Genomic DNA, 17,250 nt, shown 5'->3' on the forward strand with positions numbered 1-17,250 from the left:
TCCCGCCGCTTCCTCCCTCCGCAGTGCCCCGGCTCGCGCCGTGCCGGGCCATGACGCCGGCCGCGGGCGAAACGACCGCCCACGCCCACACCCGCACCCACGACCACGCCGACGACCGCGCACTCGGCCAGCGCGTGCTGCGCGAGCACGTGGCCTCGGTGTATGCCTCGCGGCGGGTGTCGATCGCCGCGCACATGGCTTTCGCGGTGGCGCTCGGAGCCATGTTCTACCTGCAGCACGGTGCGGCATGGGCGCTGTTCTGGATGGTGCTGATCGTCGCGGTCGACCTGTATGTGCTGTTCTCGCCGGGCTGGCACCCGGGCATTCCCGCCGCCGGGAGCGCGCACTGGGCGCGCCGCTACACGTGGCAGGTGACGCTGGTCAGCGCAGCGACCGCACCCGCGCCGCTGTTCGTCGTGTCGAGCCAGCACCCGGCCATCACCACGCTGCTGGTGGTGGTCATCATGAGCAGCTGGACCCGCGCCATGCAGGCGCTGTGGCCGCTGAAGCCCGCGCTGTTCGGCTACGGCCTGCCGATGATGCTCGGGCTCATCGTGGCGCTGGCCTGGCAGGGCGATGCGCTGCACCTGTTCCTGGCGGCCTTCGGCGCGGCGCACCTGGGCCTCACGCTGCGCACGGGCATCCAGCAGAACCGCATCCTCACCGACGCGCTGATGCTGCGCTTCGAGAACGAGGCGCTGGCCGCGCGCCTGGGCCACCAGATTGCCGCCACCGAGAGCGCCAGCGCCGAGAAGACCCGCTTCCTGGGCACCGCCAGCCACGACCTGCGCCAGCCGCTGCATGCCATTGCGCTGTTCGGCGCCGCGCTGCGCAACGAACTGCGCGACCGGCCCGAGGGCCAGAACGCCGAGCGCCTGATGCGCGCCGTCGATGCGCTGGGCATGTCGCTGGACACCATGCTCGACGTGTCCCGGCTCGACGCCGGCGTGGTCATGCCCGTGGTGCACCCGGTGCAGCTCGACGCGTTGTTCCTGCGGCTGAACTTCACCTTCGGCCCGCTCGCCGAGCAGAAGGCATTGCAGCTGCGCGTGCGCGCCAGCCGCCTGTGGGTGCGCAGCGACCCCGAGCTGCTGCACCGCATGCTGTCGAACCTGGTCGACAACGCGCTCAAGTACACCGCGCGCGGCGGCGTGACGGTGATGGCGCGCGAACGCGCAGACGCCGTGTGGATCGAGGTGCGCGACACCGGCATGGGCATCGCGCCCGAGCAGTCGGGCCGCATCTTCGAGGAGTTCTACCAGGTGGGCAACCCGGGGCGCGACCGCTCGCGGGGGCTGGGCATCGGCCTGTCGATCGTGCAGCGGCTGTCGCGGCTGCTCGCGCACCCGGTGCGGCTGCAGTCGCGCTTCGGGCGCGGCACGCATTTCCGGGTGGTGGTGCCGGCGGCCGCGCCGCAGGCGGGCGCGGCTGCCAGCGCACTGACCGAAGCCGCCGCGCGGCCGCCGCCCGCCGGCGTGCTCGCGGGCCTGCCGCGGCGCGTGCTGCTGATCGACGACGAGGCCGACATCCGCGCCGCCATGACCGGCCTGCTGCGCTTTCATGCGATCGATGTGCGCACCGTGGCCGACGAGGCCGGCGCCGTGGACGAACTGGCGCGCGCCGAGGCCGAGCAGCAGCCCTTCGACATGCTGCTGTGCGACTACCGGCTGGCCGACGGCGCCGACGGGCTCGATGCCGGGCTGCGCCTGCAGCAGCGGCTGGACGGGCGCGTGCCGCTGCTGCTGGTGACCGGCGAGACCGCGCCGCACCGGCTGCAGCGCGTGCGCGAGTCCGGCGTGCCGGTGCTGTTCAAGCCGGTGGTGGCCGAGACGCTGCTGCGAACGATGTCGACGCTGGTGTCGGCGCAGGGCGCCGCGCGCTGAAGGCGAAGCTGAAGGTGCAGGCCGAAGCGAGGGCCGGTCAGGCCGCGTTCCAGCCGAAGAAGCGCAGCACCTCGTCGTGCTGCTTCATCGCGTCGGCGCGGCCCAGCGCCATCAGCTCGCGCGTGTAGGCCGCCTCGAACAGCAGGTAGCTGGCCAGCGCGCCGCCCTTCACGTCGGCCGCCACCTTGGAGCCGCCCAGCAGGTGGCGCACCGCGCCGGGCAGGGCGTCGACATGGCGCGCCGCGATCACGTCCAGCCGTTCCGAGGGCGAGATCACCAGCAGGTCGAGCGGGCGCAGCGAGCTCGACGCGCGCACCTCTTCGGGAATCAGCCCCAGCGTGTGGTTGATGCGGCGCAGGCGCTCGATGTCCACCGCCAGCGCGTCCAGGAAGATGCTCGAGAGCGCATGGCCCGCGATCTGCGCCATGGTCGGGTAGCCGCTGTGGGTGTTGGGCGCGTCGGTGTCGCGCGGCTCGTGCATGCGGCCCGCGCCGATCACCAGGATGCGCTGCGCGCCCAGGTGGATGGCCGCCGCGATGGGGGCCGACTGCCGCATCGAGCCGTCGCCGAAGTACTCGGTGTGGCCCTGCATCGGCAGCGCCGTGGCCGGGAACACGAAGGGAATGGCCGAGGAGGCCATCAGGTGCTGGTGCGTGATGCGGTCGCGCACCGACAGCCGCTGCGAGCGCACCCACGGCTCCATCGGCACGGCCGCCTCGAAGAAGGTCACGTGCTCGCCCGAGCTGTAGCTCGACGCCGTCACGGCCAGCGCCTGCACGTGGCCCTGCTGCATGAGCTGCGGCAGCCGCTCCAGCGGCACCATGCGCTGCAGCAACTCGGCCAGCGGCGTGTTGTCGAGCAGCGACTTCGGCTTGATGCGCATCCAGTTGGCCGCGAAGCGCCCCAGGCCCAGCAGCATGCGCCAGCGCGCGCCGCTGCCGATGACCGAGAGCGAATCGGCGCGGTACACCTGCTCGGCGCGAAACCGGCCCCACACCTCGGCGATGTGCGCCACCACGTGGTCGAAGTTGTCGCTGCCGCAGGCCAGAGCGGCCGCGTTGATGGCGCCGGCCGAGGTGCCGGTGATCACGTGAAAGGGGTTGCCGGTGCCGGTGACCGCGGGGCCGGCGGCGCGCCGGATTTCGGCAATGGCTTCCAGCACGCCGACCTGGTAGGCGGCCCGGGCGCCGCCTCCGGTGAGCAGGAGGCCGGTGACGGGGCTTGTCTCTGTCATTCTTTTGTTCGTTGTCAGGCTTGTCGGGCTATTGAGGGGGCCGCGCGGTGCGGCCCCGGAGAGCCCCTTAGACTACCGGCCATTCAGGAGTTTGATCAATGGCACTCACCCCAGAAGGGCTCATGGACGCGCTCAAGGCCGTCGCAGACCCTAACACCGGCAAGGAATTCGTGGCGAGCCGGTCGCTCAAGAACCTGCAGATCTCGGAAAGCGACGTCTCGTTCGACCTCGAACTGGGCTACCCCGCCAGGAGCCAGCACGCGGCCATCCGCAAGTCGCTGGTGGCGGCCGCCAAGGCGGTTCCGGGCGTGGAGAACGTGTCGGTCAACATCGTCACCAAGGTCATCAGCCACGCGGTGCAGCGCGGCGTGCAGCTGATGCCCAACGTGAAGAACATCATCGCGGTGGCCTCGGGCAAGGGCGGCGTGGGCAAGAGCACCACGGCGGCCAACCTGGCGCTGGCGCTGGCCTCCGAGGGCGCCACCGTGGGCCTGCTGGACGCCGACATCTACGGCCCGAGCCAGCCCATGATGATGGGCATCGAAGGCCGCCCCGCCAGCGCCGACGGCAAGACCATGGAGCCCATGGAGCGCCACGGCGTGCAGGTGATGTCGATCGGCTTCCTGGTCGACGCCGACCAGGCCATGATCTGGCGCGGCCCCATGGCCACCCAGGCGCTGGAGCAGCTGCTGCGCCAGACCAACTGGAAAGACCTGGACTACCTGATCGTCGACATGCCCCCGGGCACCGGCGACATCCAGCTCACGCTGAGCCAGCGCGTGCCGATGACGGGCGCGGTGATCGTCACCACGCCGCAGGACATCGCGCTGCTCGACGCCAAGAAGGGCATCAAGATGTTCGAGAAGGTCGGCGTGCCGATCCTGGGCATCGTGGAGAACATGGCGGTGCACATCTGCTCGAATTGCGGCCATGCCGAACACATCTTCGGCGCGGACGGCGGCAAGAAGATGGCCGCCGAGTACCAGATGGAATACCTGGGCGCGCTGCCGCTGGACATCAAGATCCGCCTGCAGGCCGACAGCGGCGCGCCCACCGTGGTGTCCGACCCCGAAGGCGACGTGGCCGGCATCTACAAGGCCGTGGCGCGCCGCGTGGCCGTGGGCATCGCCGAGAAGGCGAAGGACTTCTCGGCCAAGTTCCCGACGATCTCGATCAGCAAGAACACCTAGAGAGCAAGCGGAGAATGAACCTGCTCGCCTCGATGCGCTACCTGGTGGCGCTGAACGAGCACAAGCATTTCGGCCGCGCGGCGCAGGCCTGCCACATCACGCAGCCTGCGCTGTCCAACGCGCTGCGTGCGCTGGAGAGCGAGTTCGGCGTGGTCATCGTCAAGCGTGCCCGCGTCTACGTCGGCCTCACGCACGAAGGCGAACGCGTGCTGGCCACGGCGCAACGCATGCTGCGCGACAACGAGGTGCTGCTGCAGGAGCTGCGCAGCGAGGCGGGCGACCCGCACGGGCGCCTGCGCATGGCGGCCGTGCCCACGGCCGTTCCCATGCTCTCGCGCTTCGCGGCCCTGCTGCAGCAGCGGCATCCGGGCATCGTGCCGGCCGTGCTGTCGATGAGTTCGCAAGACCTCGAGATGGGGCTGGAGAGCCTCTCGATCGACCTGGCGCTGGGCTACACCGAGCGCATGCACCTGCCGGGCATCAAGCTCACGGCGTGGCCGCAGAGCATCGAGCATTACTTTCTGCTGCGCCGCGCGAAGAAGCCGTCGGCCGACCAGTTGCGCATCGGCAAGCCCATGACCTGGGCCGAGGCCGGACGGCTGCCGCTGTGCCTGCTCACGCCCGACATGCACAACCGCGCCATCGTCGACCAGGCGCTGCGCGAGGCCGGCGTGCCGGCGGCGCCGGCCATCGAGACCAACTCGGTGCTGGCGCTGGCGCTGGCGGTGAGCGTGGGCACGGTCAGCAGCGTGCTGCCCGGCGGCATGGTGGCCGCCGTGCGCAGCCACCGCGAACTGGAGGCGCTGCCGCTGGTGGCGCCCGAGGTGCGCACCCCCATCGGCTTCATGACGCAGGACGGCGTGCGCGCCTCGCGCGCGCTCGAGGCCGCGCTGGCCTTCATGGACACGCCCGAGTGGCAGGCGCAGGTGCAGCAGCACAGCGGCACGCTCGGAGCGTGAAGCAACGCCCCGAAAAAGGGGCTCCATTTACTTATTGAATCGGGCCATGCGCTGTTCGAATTTGACGGCGCATGAAGCGCTCACTCACACTCCGCGGCCCGGATTCAGCAAAAAGTTACACATCCGGTAATCAAGGAGATTTATGGCAGGCTCATCTGCAGGCGTTCTCGAGGGAGATCGCATCAACGGAGGCGGGGTGCAGCAGCAACCCGGCTTCCTGGACAAGGAACGCATCATCGCGGGCCCCGGCTTCAACCGCTGGCTGGTGCCCCCGGCCGCGCTGGCCATCCACCTTTGCATCGGCATGGCCTACGGCTTCTCGGTGTTCTGGCTGCCGCTGTCGAAGGCGCTCGGCACGGCCGGCACCGGCGCACAGGCCTGCGCCAAGGACATGAGCTTCTTCGCCGAGCTCTTCGCCACCACCTGCGACTGGCGCGTGGCCACGCTCGGCTGGATGTACACGCTGTTCTTCGTGTTCCTCGGCTGCTCGGCGGCCCTGTGGGGCGGCTGGCTCGAACGCGCCGGCCCGCGCAAGGCCGGCGTGGTGTCCGCGCTGTGCTGGTGCGGCGGCATGCTGCTGTCGGCGCTGGGCATTCACCTGCACCAGTTCTGGCTGATGATCCTCGGCTCGGGCGTGATCGGCGGCATCGGCCTGGGGCTGGGCTACATCTCGCCGGTGAGCACGCTGATCAAGTGGTTCCCCGACCGCCGCGGCATGGCCACCGGCATGGCCATCATGGGCTTCGGCGGCGGCGCGATGATCGGCTCGCCGCTGGCCGTGGACCTCATGAAGCGCTTCAGCACGGCCACCGACGTGGGCGTGATGCAGACCTTCGTGATCATGGCGCTCGGCTACTTCGTCTTCATGATGGCCGGCGCGCTCGGCTACCGCGTGCCGCCCTCGGGCTGGAAGCCCGAAGGCTGGACGCCGCCCCCGGCGCAAACCAGCAACACCATGATCACGCAGCGCCACGTGCACGTGAAGAAGGTCTGGGGCATTCCCCAGTTCTGGCTCGTGTGGCTGGTGCTGTGCATGAACGTGAGCGCCGGTATCGGCGTGATCGGCATGGCCTCGCCAATGCTGCAGGAAGTGTTCGGCGGCGCGCTGATCGACCTGCCGGCCAGGTACGGCCAGCTCGACAAGGCGCAGCTCGCGGCCATCGCGGTGGTGGCGGGCGGCTTCACGGCGCTGCTGTCGCTGTTCAACATCGGCGGGCGCTTCGTGTGGGCCAGCATGTCGGACAAGCTGGGCCGCAAGCTCACCTACACGGTGTTCTTCGTGCTCGGCGCCATCCTGTACGCGAGCATTCCCTCGTCGGCCGGCGCGGGCAGCAAGCTGCTGTTCGTGGGCGCCTGCTGCGTGATCGTGTCGATGTACGGCGGTGGCTTTGCCACGGTGCCGGCCTACCTGGCCGACCTGTTCGGCACGCAGTTCGTGGGCGCCATCCATGGCCGCCTGCTCACCGCGTGGGCCACGGCCGGCATCCTGGGCCCGGTGGTGGTGAACTACATGCGCGAGTACCAGCTGGGCCTGGGCCTGCCGCGCGAGCAGGTCTACAACCAGACCATGTACATCCTGGTGGGCATGCTGGTGATCGGCTTCATCGCCAACCTGCTGGTGCGCCCGGTGGCCGACAAGCACTTCATGACCGACGCCGAACTGGCCGTCGAGAAGAAGCTGGCGCACGAGAAGGCCTCGGCGGCCGAAGTGGGCAGCGGCTCGGGCCGCGCCGACGCGGTGAGCCCGCTGGTGGTGGCGCTGGCCTGGGTGGCCGTGGGCATTCCGCTGGCCTGGGGCGTCTACAAGACGCTGGTGAGCGCGGCGAAGTTCTTCAACTGATCCGCCAGCCTATCCCTTGAGGGATCACCGGCCCGAAGGCTGCGCCGCGAAGACTTCGATCGCGGCCAGCCGGGCCACCGAACGGCCCGGCTTCAGGTCGCCGGCCATCACCAGCCGCGCCATGCCGTTGCGACCCAGCGGCATGCCGTTCAGGCTGTAGGCAACCAGCGCCACGCGGTTGCCGGATTCGGGTGCGATCTCCGCCAGCGAGACCACCGCGCGGTAGCCGTCGCTGCCGACCACCACCGCATACATCGACAGCACCGGGTTGCGCGCCGCGGTGTCGGGCCTCAGGCCGACCGACGCGTCGTTCAGCAAGGTCCACAGGCTCACGCCCGTGTAGCTGTTGCCGCCGGCCGTCTGCGTGACGGCGGGCATGGCCTGCAGCGCGGCGAGGTCGAAGGTGGCGCGCCTGCCGACGGCGCCCGAGACGGTGAAGGAGGGCGAGACGGCTTCGTTCGCGGCGGGCGCTCCGGGCGCGGCATGCGGCGCCATCGGGGTCATCGGGGCGGTGGACGGCGCGGCTGGGGCAGGCGGACTTGAAGCGCAACCCGCAAGCAGCGCCAACACGATGCCGGTCACGGCCAGGAACAGGGTGCGGTCTTTCACTGGAACTCCTCGTTTCCCCGAAGCGGGTGCGTCGTATTCATTCTTGCATAGCGACCCGGCCTGCCGCGGGCGGACAATGGCGGCCCGCATTGGTTTACGCTTCGCGCCAACATGAAATCCAAAGTCCAGTTTCGCCTGCGCATCTATAGGGACGAGACCATCGCCATCGGCCCCGGCAAGATCGCTGTGCTCGAAGCCGTGGCCGAGACCGGCTCGATTTCCGCGGCCGCCCGGCTGCTCGGCATGTCGTACCGGCGCGCCTGGATGCTGATCGACGAGATGAACCAGACGCTGGCCTCGCCCGCCGTGAACACCGCCGCCGGCGGTTCGCGCGGCGGCGGCACGGCGCTCACGCCGGTGGGCGAAGAGATCGTCAAGCACTACCGCGCCATCGAAAACGCCGCGCGGCTGGCCGCCGCGGCCGACATCCGCGCGCTCACGCGCCTGCTCGCGCCATGAGCTCCGACACCGCCGAAACCACCGGCGCACCTGACGTGGTGAGCCGCCCGGTCGGCATCGTGCGCAGCCGCTTCACGGAGGCCACCGGCATGCCGATCCAGACGGCCGGCGCGCCGGAAGAAAAAGGCCGCCTCGAGGTGTTCGCCGAGTTCGCGCCGGGCCTGCGCGACATCGAGGGCTTCGACTACCTGATCCTCGTCACCCACCTGCACCAGTGCGCGCACGAGCGGCTGGAGGTGGTGCCCTTTCTCGACAACACCTCGCACGGCGTGTTCGCGACGCGCGCACCGGCGCGGCCGAACCGGCTGGGCCTGTCGATCGTGCGGCTGGAATCGGTGGAAGGCACCACGCTGCACTTCAGCGGCAACGACATGATGGACGGCACGCCCGTGCTCGACATCAAGCCCTACGTGCCGAAGTTCGACGTGCGCGAGACCGAGCGCGTCGGCTGGTTCGGCGCCAGGCTCGATCAGCTGCCGCGCACCCGCTCCGACGGCCGGATGGGCTGAGCGGGCAGGGTGGGCAGGGCGCCGGCCTGCGGCTCCTGCCATCCCTGCCAGCACGACCACACGCTCTGCGAGAGCACCTCGCGCGCCTGTGGCGGCGCCTCCTTCACGCTGCCGATGCTGATGAAGCCCACCAGGTACTCGCCCGGCAGCACGCCCACCTGCCGCGCCAGCGTCTCGTCGAAGCAGCGTTCGCCGCTCAGCACGATGGCGCCGTAGCCCAGCTGGTGCGCGGCGCTCAGCAGGTTGCCCAGCGCGGCGCCCGCGCTCAGCCACTGTTCGCGCGCCGGGATCTTGCTGCGCTCGCGCGGCGACACCACGAAGCCCAGCAGCAGGGGCGCGCGCGTGGCGTGTTCGCGTGCGCGCTTCAGGTCGGCGGGGCCGGCCAGCGGATCGCGCCGCAACTTCTCCTGCTCGAAGCACCAGGCCAGCGCCTCGCGGTTCTGCGGCCTGAACTCGATCACGCGCCACGGATGCAGGCCGCCGTGGTCGGGCGCGCGCAGGCCGGCCTGGAGGATGGCGTCGAGCTCGTCGGGGTTGGGGCCGGGCTGCTGCAGGCGCCGCGGCGACACGGAGCGCCGGGTCAGCAGGACTTCGAGGATGCGCTGCGCACCCGTCATGTGCCGCCACATGCGCGTCACTGCTCCCGCTGGTCGACCCACGCCGCCTGCCGGCGCAGCACTTCGCCGATGTCGTCGGCGTCGGCCTGCGCCACGAAGAAGGACTGGCTCGCGCCGTCGGGCGCGGTGATCGACAGCACGAAACCCGCGGCGTCCATCGACCGCTCGATGCGCCATTCCTGCACCGGCGTCGCGTGGCGAAGCTCCGGCCTGCCGGAGATCGAACGGACAACGGTGTCGTGGGCGGATGCGCGCATGGGGGAACGTCTCCTACGCTGTATCCCGCAGTATATGGAGACTCCTCCATCTGCGCACCCCCGTGAGAACCTTGAGCCTCACCATGTAACAATCCCGCCGTATTCTCATGAACACGACGAACTCGCTCATCGCTTCCACCGACTGGTTTCCGCTGGTGCTGTCGCTCAAGGTCGCGGCCGTGGCGACCTTGCTGGCACTGGTGGTCGGCGTGGCGCTGGGCTGGGTGTTCGCGCGCAAGCGCTTCTTCGGGCGCACCGTGCTCGAGGCCATATTCATGCTGCCGCTGGTGCTGCCGCCGACCGTGATCGGCTACGCCATCCTGGTGGCGGCCGGGCGCCGCAGCCCGCTGGGCGCGTGGCTGCGCGAGCACCTCGACTACACCATCATCTTCAGCTGGCACGGCGCCGTGGTGGCCTCGGCCGTGGTGGCGCTGCCGCTGGTGCTCAAGTCGGCCAGCGCGGCATTCTCGGGCGTCGACCGCTCGCTCGAGGCCGCGGCCAGCACGCTGCGGCAATCGCCTTTTTCCGTGTTCCTGCGCGTCACGCTGCCGCTGGCCTGGCCCGGCATCCTGGCCGGCACGCTGCTGGCCTTCGCGCGCGCCATGGGCGAGTTCGGCGCGTCGCTGATGGTGGCGGGCTCCATTCCCAAGCAGACCCAGACGCTGTCGATGGCCATCTACGACGCGGTGCAGGCCGGCCACGACGACCTCGCGCTGCTGCTGGTCGTGGTCACCTCGCTGCTGTCGGTCACCGTGCTGGTGCTGTCGAACCGCTTCTTTTCCCTTCGCTGATTCCGTTTCAACAAACAAGCAATCTGGAGTTCTCCATGCGCCCGTTCCGCCTCCTGTCGTTGGTTCTTGCTCTCGCCCTGCCGCTGGCCGCCGGCGCGCAGCAGATCACCGTGTCCGCCGCCGCCAGCCTGACCGATGCGTTCAAGGAAATCGGTCCCAGGTTCGAGGCCGCCAAGTCGGGCGCCACGGTGCGCTTCAACTTCGCCGCCTCGGGCGTGCTGCTGCAGCAGATCGGCCAGGGCGCGCCCGTGGACGTGTTCGCCAGCGCCGACCAGGACACCATGAACCGCGGCGTCGAGCAGAAGCTGATCGACACCGCCACCCGCAAGGACTTCGTCACCAACAGCCTGGTGCTCGTCGAGCCCGCCAAGGACGCGGTGGGCCTGAAGACGCTGCAGGACCTGGGCGGCGCCAACGTCAAGAAGATCGCCGTGGGCAAGGTCGCGACCGTGCCGGTCGGGCGCTACACCAAGCAGGTGCTGGACGGCGCCAACCTCTGGACCACGCTCGAGCCCAAGTTCGTGCAGGCCGACAGCGTGCGCCAGGTGCTCGACTACGTGAGCCGCGGCGAGGTCGAGGCCGGCTTCGTCTACCGCACCGACGCGGCCGTGGCCGGCGACAAGGTGAAGATCGCCTTCACGCCCACCGGCCACACGCCCGTGACGTACCCGATCGCCGTGGTGGCCGACAGCAAGCAGAAGGCGCTGGCCGGCGAGTTCGTCAGCTTCCTCGCGACCCCCGCCGCGCAGGAAGTGCTCACGCGCTACGGTTTCGGCAAACCATGATCGACGTCGATCTGAAGCTCTCGGTGAAGGACGGGGCTCGCCGCTTCGACCTGGCCGTGCGCTTTCAGACCGACGTGCCTTTCGCCGCGCTCTACGGTCCGTCGGGCGCGGGCAAGTCGCTCACGCTGCAGGCCATTGCGGGCCTGCTGCATCCGGCGTCGGGCCATGTGAGGCTCGACGGCCGCACGCTGTACGACTCGGCGCGGCGCATCGACGTGCCCGCGCCGGCACGGCGCGTGGGCTACCTGTTCCAGGACTACGCGCTGTTCCCGCACCTGAGCGTGCGCGAGAACGTGGCCTTCGGGCTGACCGCGTGGCACCGCCGCAAGCCGCCCGCCAAGGACGCCGAGCGCGTGCAGGCGCTGCTCGAGAGCTTCGGGCTCGCGGCGCTGGCCGACAGCCGCCCGCAGAACCTGTCGGGCGGCCAGCAGCAGCGCGTGGCGCTGGCCCGCGCGCTGGCCTGCGAGCCGCAGGTGCTGCTGCTCGACGAGCCCTTCGCCGCGCTCAACCCGATGCTGCGCACCGAACTGCGCAACGAGCTTGCCCAGGTGCGCAAGCAGTGGGGCATTCCGGTGCTGATGATCACGCACGACATCGAGGACGTGCTCGCGCTGGCCGACGTGGCCTTCGTCTACCGCGACGGCCAGGTGGTGCGCGAGATCGACCTGCACGACGCGCAGAGCCGCGACTTCGCGCTGCGCGACGTCGCCGGCGTGCAGGAGGTCGAAGACACGCCGCTGCGCAGCAAGTTGCGCGGGCTGCTGATGCAGGACGCGCGCGGCTGACCACTGGCCGCTGACCACTGGCCGCCGGCTTTGGGTTGTTTGCATCGCATAAGCGATGCACTTTGGCGATGAAAAGCGCCACCATTCCTCCCGTTCGCGTGGAGCCCGAATTCCGGGGCGAAGTCGAGCGCGTGCTCGGCGAGGGTGAATCCCTGTCCCAGTTCGTCGAGGCCGCGGTGCGCGCCTGTGTCCTGCAGCGCAAGAGCCAGGCCGAATTCGTTGCGCGCGGCATGGCTTCACTGGCCGGCGCCCGCGGCGGCGGCGACCATGCCGATGCAGGCGAGGTGATGCATCGCCTCGAAAAGCAAACTCGAATCGGCAAGGAAGCGCCAGAACGCGGCGCGCCGGTGAGCTGCGCGGTCCGGTTCACGCGCCAGGCGGCCGAAGACATCGAGCGGCTGTACGACTTCGTGCGCGAGCGGGAACTGGCGAGAGACGGCGACCTGGCGTTGGCCGAGCGCACCCTCGAGGCGATCGGAAACGGCATGGCCGCGTTGCGCTTTTCACCGTTCACTTGCCGCAAGGCGGGCGACAACCCGCGCCGTGATCTCCCGCAGCACCTTGCACGGCACCCCTGCCGCGGGCACATTTGCCGGCACGTCTTCGGCCACCACGCTGATCGGCCCCGGGGCGGGCCCCGCAAAAGCCCCTTCATTTCCGTTTTGAATCACCGCATGTGCCGATCCAATTTGACTGCGGCATCCGGGGGGCGAACACTCCCGGCATGAGCGAGCAGAAGATCGAGTTTTACAAGGGCCCCGCCGGCGGCTGGGGCGCGTTGCGCAGCGTCACGAATGCGCTGTTGCGCCAGGACATTCCCATCAAGGGCGCGAAGACGCTGCTCTCGGCCAACCAGCCCGACGGCTTCGACTGCCCCGGCTGCGCCTGGCCCGACCGCAACCATGCCTCGACCTTCGAGTTCTGCGAGAACGGCGTGAAGGCCGTGGCCGCCGAGGCCACCGCGCGCCGCGCCGGCCCGGAGCTGTTTGCGAAACACACCGTGGCCGAGCTGGCCCAGCAAAGCGACTTCTGGCTCGAGGACCAGGGCCGCCTCACGCACCCCATGGCCTACGACGCGGCCAGCGACCGGTACGTGCCCATCGAATGGGACGCCGCCTTCGAGCGCATCGCGCTGCACCTGAACGCGTTGCCCGACCCGAACCAGGCGATCTTCTACACCTCGGGCCGCGCCAGCAACGAGGCTGCGTTCCTGTACCAGCTGTTCGTGCGCGAGTACGGCACCAACAACTTTCCCGACTGCTCGAACATGTGCCACGAGCCCAGCGGCAGCGGCATGCGCCCGCAGATCGGCGTGGGCAAGGGCACGGTCACGCTGGAAGACTTCGAGAAGGCCGACGCCATCTTCATCTTCGGCCAGAACCCCGGCACCAACCACCCGCGCATGCTCGGCGAGCTGCGGATGGCCTCCAAGCGCGGCGCGCGCATCGTGAGCTTCAACCCGCTGCGCGAGCGCGGGCTGGAGCGTTTCGCCGATCCGCAGGACAAGCTCGAGATGGCCACCATGGGTTCCACGCCCATCAGCACGCACTACTTCCAGCTGCGCGTGGGCGGCGACTTCTCCGCGGTCAAGGGGATGATGAAGCACGTCATCGAGCGCGAAGACGCGGCCGTGGCGCGCGGCGAGCCTTCGGTGCTCGACCACGAATTCATCGCCGAGCACACCACCGGTTTCGAGGCGCTGGCCGACGACCTGCGCGCCGAGTCGTGGGACATCCTGGTGCAGGAGTCGGGCCTGAGCGAGGCGCAGATCCGCGCCGCCGCCGACGTGTACCTGGGCGCCAAGCGGGTCATCGCCTGCTGGGGCATGGGCATCACGCAGCACCAGCACTCGGTGGCCACCATCCAGATGATCGGCAACTGGCTCATGCTGTGCGGCCACATGGGCCGCGAGGGCGCGGGCGCCTGCCCGGTGCGCGGCCACAGCAACGTGCAGGGCGACCGCACCATGGGCATCTGGGAGAAGCCGCCCGCGGCGCTGCTCGACCGGCTGCAGAAGGTGTTCGACTTCGAGCCGCCGCGCCAGAACGGCGTGGACACGGTCGAGGCCATCCGGCTGATGCTCGACGGCAAGGGCAAGGTGTTCTTCGCGCTCGGCGGCAACTTCGCGGCCGCCACGCCCGACACCTACCAGACCTGGAAGGGCCTGCAGAAGTGCGACCTCACGGTGCACGTGACCACCAAGCTCAACCGCAGCCACGTGATCCACGGGCGCGAGGCCATCATCCTTCCGTGCCTGGGCCGCACCGAGATCGACATGCAGGCCCGCGGCGCGCAGGGCGTGACGGTGGAAGACTCCATGAGCATGGTGCACATCTCGATGGGCATCAACCCGCCCGCCTCGGAGCACCTCTTGTCGGAGCCCGCCATCGTGGCGCGCCTGGCGGCCGCCACCATCGGCGCGCGCAGCAAGACGCCGTGGCTGTGGCTCATCGAGGACTACGCGCGCATCCGCGACAAGATCGAAGCCGTGTTCGACGACTTCAAGGACTTCAACGCCCGCGTGGCGCACCCCGGCGGCTTTCGCCTGCGCAACACCGCGAGCGAGCGCGTGTGGAACACCGCTTCCAAGAAGGCCGTGTTCTTCACGCACGCCGTGCCGCTGGACACCCACGCGCACCGCGCCCGCGCGCGCTTCGCGAAGCAGACCGACACGGTGGTCTTCACGCTGCTCACCACGCGTTCGCACGACCAGTACAACACCACCATCTACGGCATGGACGACCGCTACCGCGGCGTGTTCGGCCAGCGCCGCGTGGTCTTCATCCACAAGGACGACATCCGCCACCTGGGGCTGAAGGACGGCGACTGGGTCGACATCCAGACCGTGTGGAGCGACGGCCAGGAGCGCCGCGCCGACCGTTTCAAGCTGGTGGCGTACGACATTCCGCGCGGCAACCTCGCGGCGTACTACCCCGAGACCAACCCGCTGGTGCCGCTGTCGTCGGTGGCCGAGAACGCGGGCACGCCGACCTCCAAGTCCATTCCCGTGGTGCTGTCGTTGCACGTGGCGCCCGCACCCGCGCCGGCCGAGGCTGATACCGTGGCGGCATGACCGCCGCCACTTCTTCTCCTTCTTTCGGCGCCGACTCCTTCTGCGTGGCCATCCTGCGCGCGCTCGCCGAAGCACCGGGCGAGGGCGGCATGTCGCTGCCGCGCCTGGGCAAGCGGCTGGGGCAGGGCGCGAGCGTGGTCATGCGCCATCTCACGCTGATGGGCGATGCCGCCATCGGCGGCGTGCGCGGGCCCGGCTGGGTGCGCGTGGTGCAGCTGGACGACCGCTGGGTGGCGCACCTCACCGACGCGGGCCGCGCCTGCGTCGACGCCCTGCCGGCTGACGAAGACGCCGGCTGAGCGGACAATGGCCGCGGCCATGCAAGACCCCACGACCCTCGACTCCGATTCATTGCCGTCGCTCTCGCGGCATGCCGTGCACGTCTTCGGCGAGCGCGGCCTCGCGCCCGAAGGCGTGGTGCGCGACGACACGCTGGCGTCCGAGGTGCCGGTGGCGCTGGTGTTCAACGGCGTCTCGCACGCGGTGATGATGGCCACGCCGCAAGACCTCGAGGCCTTCGCGCTGGGCTTCGCGCTGAGCGAGGGCATCCTCGACACGGCGGCCGATTGCCGCGGTATCGACGTGCGGACGGTCGATGCTTCCGACGCCGGCCTGCCCGACGGCATGCCCGGCATCGAGGTGCAGCTCGAGATTTCCACGCGCAGCTTCGAACGCCTGAAGGACCGCCGCCGCAGCCTCGCGGGGCGCACCGGCTGCGGCGTGTGCGGTGTCGAAAGCTTCGCGGGGCTCGACCTCTCGCCGCAGCGCGTGCCGCCGCGCGAATGGATCGAACGCATCGACCTCGCGACCGTGCTGCGCGCTTTCGCGGCCATGGCGCCGCGCCAGGTGCTCAACGCCGAAGCCGGTGCGATCCATGCGGCGGCCTGGGCGAGCGTCGAGGGCGAACTCAGCGACCTGATGGAAGACGTCGGCCGCCACAACGCGCTCGACAAGCTGCTCGGCAAGCTCGCGCTGGCGGGCCGTCTCGAAGAGCCCGGCTTCGTGCTGATGTCCAGCCGCGGCAGCCACGAGCTGGTGCGCAAGTGCGCGCGCCTGGGCATCGCGGCAATGGCGACCATTTCCGCGCCGACCTCGATGGGCGTGCGCATGGCCGAGCTCAGCGGCCTGCGTTTCTGGGGCCTGTGCCGCGCGCCGCGCGGCGTGCTCTATGCCGACGGGCTCGCGCCTTCGCCGAGCGCCAGCACCGCGTCGGCCACCGCCTCGATGCCCTGATCCGACAGGTCGGGCGCCGCCACGCGCTGGCGCTTCGCCCAGGCGCGGAAGTGCAGCTCCTGTGACTTCTCGTAGTGCGGGTCGTAGTGCAGCGACATCAGCTCGGCGAACAGGTGCGGCAGGTCGGCCTCGTGCGCCCATTGCTGCCAGCGCGTCACCGTTTCCTTGCCCTGCAGTTCCTTCAGCACGCCCATCTTGTCGGCGAGCGCCTCGCGGTCGTCGCCCAGGTAGGCGTAGTCGCGCAGCAGGTAGGCCAGCCGCGCCTCGGGCGTGGCCGAGACCTCGATGCACGGCGCCGCGCGCATCTGCGCCACCAGCGACAGCGGCAATGACAGCCGCCCGATGCGGATGCTCTCGCCCTCGACATACAGCGGGCGCGAGAGGTCGACGGTTTCGAGCACGGCGGCAATGCGCGTCTCGAAGTGCTTCTGCGACGGTTGCGCCACGCCCGGCAGCGAGCCGAGCAGCGAGCCCTTGTGGTTCGCGAAGTCTTCCAGGTCGAGCACCTGCGCGCCGCGCGCGGCCAGCGCATGCAGCACGCGCGTCTTGGCGCTGCCGGTGGCGCCGCAGACCACGCGCAGGTCGAGCTTCGGCGTCAGTGAATCGATCTGCGAGATCACGTGCCGGCGAAAGCTCTTGTAGCCGCCCGCGAGCTGCTGCGCGTCCCAGCCGACCAGGCGCAGCCAGGTGACCATCGAGCCGCTGCGCATGCCGCCGCGCCAGCAGTAGACCAGCGGCTTCCAGTTCTCGGGCCGGTCGGCCAGCGTGTCGCGCAGATGCCGCGCGATGTTGGCCGCGACCATCGCGCCGCCGATGCGCCGCGCCTCGAAGGCGCCGGTCTGGACGTAGATGGTGCCGACGATGCGGCGCTCCTCGTCGTCGAGCACCGGACAGTTGATGGCGCCGGGAATGTGGTCGAGCGCGAACTCGGCTGGCGAGCGCGCGTCGATCAGCGTGTCGAAGGCGTGGCGGTCGGGCACCCGCACGGGCTGGCGATGACTCATGGCAGGAACCTCATGCCCCGAT

18 protein-coding genes are annotated in these 17,250 nt (G+C 69.9%); 13 read left to right on the forward strand and 5 right to left on the reverse strand.

What is annotated here, in order from left to right; genetic code table 11:
* The first annotated feature begins 50 nt into the window (after window positions 1-50).
* Window positions 51-1,883 carry an ATP-binding response regulator gene (locus tag BM013_RS33635; RefSeq protein ID WP_093133288.1) on the forward strand — a complete coding sequence of 611 codons (1,833 nt, stop codon included), beginning with the start codon at window positions 51-53 and terminating at the stop codon, window positions 1,881-1,883.
* Between the two features lie 37 nt (window positions 1,884-1,920).
* Here the strand turns inward: BM013_RS33635 and BM013_RS33640 are convergent, their stop codons facing one another.
* Entirely contained in the window at window positions 1,921-3,117 is a 1,197-nt protein-coding gene (locus tag BM013_RS33640; RefSeq protein ID WP_093133290.1) for a patatin-like phospholipase family protein, read from the reverse strand.
* Between the two features lie 98 nt (window positions 3,118-3,215).
* Between BM013_RS33640 and apbC the strand changes: the two genes are divergently transcribed.
* The 3 genes from apbC to BM013_RS33655 all read left to right on the forward strand — a co-directional run bounded on the left by apbC (window position 3,216) and on the right by BM013_RS33655 (window position 7,106).
* Window positions 3,216-4,307, forward strand: a complete 1,092-nt coding sequence (gene apbC, locus BM013_RS33645) for an iron-sulfur cluster carrier protein ApbC (protein ID WP_093133292.1) — start codon at window positions 3,216-3,218, stop codon at window positions 4,305-4,307.
* Between the two features lie 14 nt (window positions 4,308-4,321).
* Entirely contained in the window at window positions 4,322-5,266 is a 945-nt protein-coding gene (locus tag BM013_RS33650) for a LysR substrate-binding domain-containing protein (protein WP_093133294.1), read from the forward strand.
* 142 nt (window positions 5,267-5,408) lie between these two features.
* Window positions 5,409-7,106, forward strand: a complete 1,698-nt coding sequence (locus tag BM013_RS33655) for an OFA family MFS transporter (protein WP_093133296.1) — start codon at window positions 5,409-5,411, stop codon at window positions 7,104-7,106.
* A 24-nt stretch (window positions 7,107-7,130) separates the two neighbouring features.
* Here the strand turns inward: BM013_RS33655 and BM013_RS33660 are convergent, their stop codons facing one another.
* Window positions 7,131-7,715, reverse strand: coding sequence for a molybdopterin-binding protein (locus BM013_RS33660; protein WP_143098438.1), 585 nt, complete (start codon window positions 7,713-7,715; stop codon window positions 7,131-7,133).
* A gap of 111 nt (window positions 7,716-7,826) precedes the next feature.
* Between BM013_RS33660 and BM013_RS33665 the strand changes: the two genes are divergently transcribed.
* Both BM013_RS33665 and tsaA read left to right on the forward strand, forming a co-directional pair.
* Complete coding sequence (locus BM013_RS33665) at window positions 7,827-8,174, forward strand: winged helix-turn-helix domain-containing protein (RefSeq protein ID WP_093133300.1); 348 nt, start codon at window positions 7,827-7,829, stop codon at window positions 8,172-8,174.
* Window positions 8,171-8,683 (forward strand): tRNA (N6-threonylcarbamoyladenosine(37)-N6)-methyltransferase TrmO, encoded by a 513-nt coding sequence (gene tsaA / locus BM013_RS33670; protein ID WP_093133303.1) that lies wholly within the window; start codon window positions 8,171-8,173, stop codon window positions 8,681-8,683. Before BM013_RS33665 ends, tsaA begins: the two co-directional genes overlap by 4 nt.
* On the opposite strand, the gene BM013_RS33675 is transcribed toward tsaA, so the two are convergent.
* Both BM013_RS33675 and BM013_RS33680 read right to left on the reverse strand, forming a co-directional pair.
* Complete coding sequence (locus tag BM013_RS33675; RefSeq protein ID WP_093133499.1) at window positions 8,644-9,312, reverse strand: nitroreductase family protein; 669 nt, start codon at window positions 9,310-9,312, stop codon at window positions 8,644-8,646. The two genes, tsaA and BM013_RS33675, sit on opposite strands and share 40 nt — an antisense overlap.
* Before the next feature lie 5 nt (window positions 9,313-9,317).
* Window positions 9,318-9,557, reverse strand: coding sequence for a hypothetical protein (locus BM013_RS33680; protein WP_093133305.1), 240 nt, complete (start codon window positions 9,555-9,557; stop codon window positions 9,318-9,320).
* Window positions 9,558-9,664: 107 nt separating this feature from the next.
* Here BM013_RS33680 and modB point away from each other — a divergent pair, with 107 nt between their 5' ends.
* The 7 genes from modB to fdhD all read left to right on the forward strand — a co-directional run bounded on the left by modB (window position 9,665) and on the right by fdhD (window position 16,224).
* Window positions 9,665-10,348, forward strand: a complete 684-nt coding sequence (modB, locus tag BM013_RS33685) for a molybdate ABC transporter permease subunit (protein WP_093133308.1) — start codon at window positions 9,665-9,667, stop codon at window positions 10,346-10,348.
* A gap of 35 nt (window positions 10,349-10,383) precedes the next feature.
* Window positions 10,384-11,133, forward strand: a complete 750-nt coding sequence (gene modA / locus BM013_RS33690; protein ID WP_093133310.1) for a molybdate ABC transporter substrate-binding protein — start codon at window positions 10,384-10,386, stop codon at window positions 11,131-11,133.
* Window positions 11,130-11,918: an ABC transporter ATP-binding protein gene (locus BM013_RS33695; RefSeq protein WP_093133312.1), complete on the forward strand. Its 789-nt coding sequence runs from the start codon at window positions 11,130-11,132 to the stop codon at window positions 11,916-11,918. The genes modA and BM013_RS33695 overlap by 4 nt, the downstream gene beginning before the upstream one ends.
* A 68-nt stretch (window positions 11,919-11,986) precedes the next feature.
* Complete coding sequence (locus BM013_RS42010; protein ID WP_256221818.1) at window positions 11,987-12,646, forward strand: YlcI/YnfO family protein; 660 nt, start codon at window positions 11,987-11,989, stop codon at window positions 12,644-12,646.
* Complete coding sequence (locus BM013_RS33705) at window positions 12,643-14,991, forward strand: FdhF/YdeP family oxidoreductase (RefSeq protein WP_093133314.1); 2,349 nt, start codon at window positions 12,643-12,645, stop codon at window positions 14,989-14,991. Before BM013_RS42010 ends, BM013_RS33705 begins: the two co-directional genes overlap by 4 nt.
* Window positions 14,988-15,290: a hypothetical protein gene (locus BM013_RS33710; protein WP_093133316.1), complete on the forward strand. Its 303-nt coding sequence runs from the start codon at window positions 14,988-14,990 to the stop codon at window positions 15,288-15,290. The genes BM013_RS33705 and BM013_RS33710 overlap by 4 nt, the downstream gene beginning before the upstream one ends.
* A 19-nt stretch (window positions 15,291-15,309) precedes the next feature.
* Window positions 15,310-16,224, forward strand: coding sequence for a formate dehydrogenase accessory sulfurtransferase FdhD (gene fdhD / locus BM013_RS33715; RefSeq protein WP_093133501.1), 915 nt, complete (start codon window positions 15,310-15,312; stop codon window positions 16,222-16,224).
* Here fdhD and mnmH read toward each other — a convergent pair.
* Entirely contained in the window at window positions 16,158-17,228 is a 1,071-nt protein-coding gene (mnmH, locus tag BM013_RS33720) for a tRNA 2-selenouridine(34) synthase MnmH (RefSeq protein ID WP_093133318.1), read from the reverse strand. The two genes, fdhD and mnmH, sit on opposite strands and share 67 nt — an antisense overlap.
* Between the last annotated feature and the right edge of the window lie 22 nt (window positions 17,229-17,250).

The sequence above is a fragment of the Variovorax sp. OK605 genome (genome assembly GCF_900115445.1).
In the GTDB taxonomy this organism is placed as follows: Bacteria; Pseudomonadota; Gammaproteobacteria; order Burkholderiales; family Burkholderiaceae_C; genus Variovorax.